This window comes from Postechiella marina (assembly GCF_039538365.1).
GTDB lineage: Bacteria > Bacteroidota > Bacteroidia > Flavobacteriales > Flavobacteriaceae > Postechiella > Postechiella marina.
Genome location: NZ_BAABCA010000016.1, coordinates 1 through 2,496, shown reverse-complemented (window position 1 = coordinate 2,496; position 2,496 = coordinate 1). Strand labels below are relative to the sequence as shown.

Sequence of the window (2,496 nt, the reverse complement as noted above, 5' to 3'; positions counted from 1 at the left end):
CATCATTTGCATTCGTTGAGTTAGGTGCATCTGTAGGTTGTACCGTTACTGTCACCGTAGCAGTATCACAAAGTGCAGGATTCGCATCATCACAAATGGTGTAAGTGAAGGTATCCTCACCAGTAAATCCATCTTCTGGGGTATAAGTAATGGTTCCATCAGGATTAAGAGTTACCGTACCGTTAGCAGGATCCGTAGTCTCTGTCACTGTGATTGCATCACCATCAGGATCAAAATCATTTGTAATAACAGGGACATTAATTGGAGTACCTTCCGGAGTCGTAGCAGTATCAGCATTCGCTATAGGCGCTTCGTTACCAGGACCACTAGTCGGTAATACTTCGATATAAACTGTAGCAGTATCACAAGCTTGAGGATTACCATCATCACAGATTGTATATTCAAACGAATCTTGACCAGTAAATCCAGCATTAGGCGTGTAGGTGTAAGTTCCATCAGGATTAACAACCACAGTACCATTCGCAGGATCTGTGTTTTCAGTTACTGTTTGTGCATCACCTTCATAATCTTCATCATTGGTTAATACATTCCCCGTTACTGGTTGATCAATAAAAGTGTTGTTGATATCGGCAATAGCATCTGTACAGTTAATAAGAATTTCAGTATTTACAGTTATGCTACATCCGTTTGCATCGATAACTGTAATTGTGTAAATGTCTTCAGGTAGATCAGTAAAAACACCAGTAGTTTGGTAATTAGCTCCTCCATCTATAGAATAAGAATATGGACTAATTCCACCAGCTCCTTCAACCGTTATACTACCTAAACCTTCACAACTGATATTAGTCTGTTCAGTAATAGAAGCTGATACATTAGTGTCTGGTTCAATTATAGTTGCAGAATTTGTAGTTGTACACCCATTAGCATCTGTAATGGTTACATTATAAGTTCCAGCAATCACGTTAATTAAATCTTCAGAAGTATCACCATTATCCCAAGCAAATACATAAGGAGCAGTACCACCGTTAACAGCAAGATCAAGAGATCCTGTAGCATCATCTTTACATAATATGTTAGAAACAGCTATAGCAGAACTTAATACATTAGGCTCGTTAATAGTAATTGTTGTACTCGTTGTACATAATGTCGTTGTATCTGTTACAGTAATGGTATAATCTCCTGCAGGTAAATCGCTAACAGAAGCAGTGGTATTAGGAATAATATCCCAAGCATAAGTAAAGTTACCAGAACCACCAGTTACTGTAGCAGTAACACTTCCGTTTTCTTCACCAAAACAAACAGCAGGCGTAGAGTTACCTGTTACAGATAAGTTTAAGCAGCTACCAGGATTAACAGTTACAGTTGTTGTATCTGTACATCCGTTAGCATCTGTAACGGTTACCGAGTAAGAACCAGCAGTAAGATTTGTAATGTTGCTAGTTGTTTCTCCGTTAGGCGACCAAGAGTATGTATAAGGCTCCACACCACCAGTAGTTACAGAGCTAGCAGTACCATCACCCGTATTAGGACCTAATTCGTCTGTAGTTGTAGCAGTAATATTTAAAGCGTTACTAGGTTCTGTAATAGAAACTGTTTCTTCTACCGCTTGACAAACCGTACCGTCTATAGTAACACTTACAGAATATACACCTGCGTTTACAGCACTAAGTGTACTAGATGTTACGCCTGTATCTACTTGCCCATTAGACCAAGTGAATGTAAATGTAGCACTAGGATTAGCTTCAGAGTTAGCAGTTACTGTAGCAGCACCCGTATCATCACCAGTACAAAGTACATCAGTAACATCAGCTATTGTAATTTCAGCATCACAAGTATTGACACATTCGATAACAATACTTTGAGTTAATTGACAATTATTAGCATCTGTAATAGTAACAGAATGCGTACCATTAGATAAGTTAGAAGCAGTAGCAGTTGTTACATTTCCAGCAGAAGCACTCCATTGGTAAGTATAGTCTGAAGTACCTCCCGAAACAATAGCAGTAGCTTCACCATTAGCACATCCTTGAGCTGTAGTAGCATCAATTTTGGTAATGTTTAAGCTAAGCGGACTAGTTGGTTCCGAAATTGTAGCGCCAATAGATGTAGTACATCCGTTAGCATCTGTTATAGTTACATTGTAAGCATCAGCAATTACGTTAGATAAATCTTCAGTAGTTGAATTATTAGTATCATTCCAAACAAATGTATAAGGAGCAGTACCACCATCAACAGAGATGTCGATACTTCCCGTAGCTTCGCTGTTACATAATACATCTGTTACACTTGTTATTGAGGCAGTTAAAGCAGCACTAGGTTGTGTTATATTAACAGTTGCAGTTGTTTTACAATCTTTATCATCTGTAATAGTTACGGTATGAGTTCCAGCGTTTAAAGCAGTTGCAGTCGCAGTAGTTTCACCGTTATCCCAAGAATAAGTATAGTTTCCATTACCACCAGCAGGTGTTACAGTAGCAGAACCATTAGCTTCTCCAAAACAAACCACAGGACTATCTTGAGCAGCAGTTGCAGTTA

At 38.7% G+C, this 2,496-nt stretch carries 1 protein-coding gene; it reads right to left on the bottom strand.

Annotation, left to right across the window (positions count from 1 at the left end):
• On the bottom strand, window positions 1-2,496 hold a 2,496-nt coding region (locus tag ABD715_RS17730; RefSeq protein WP_344789671.1), incomplete at both ends, for an Ig-like domain-containing protein.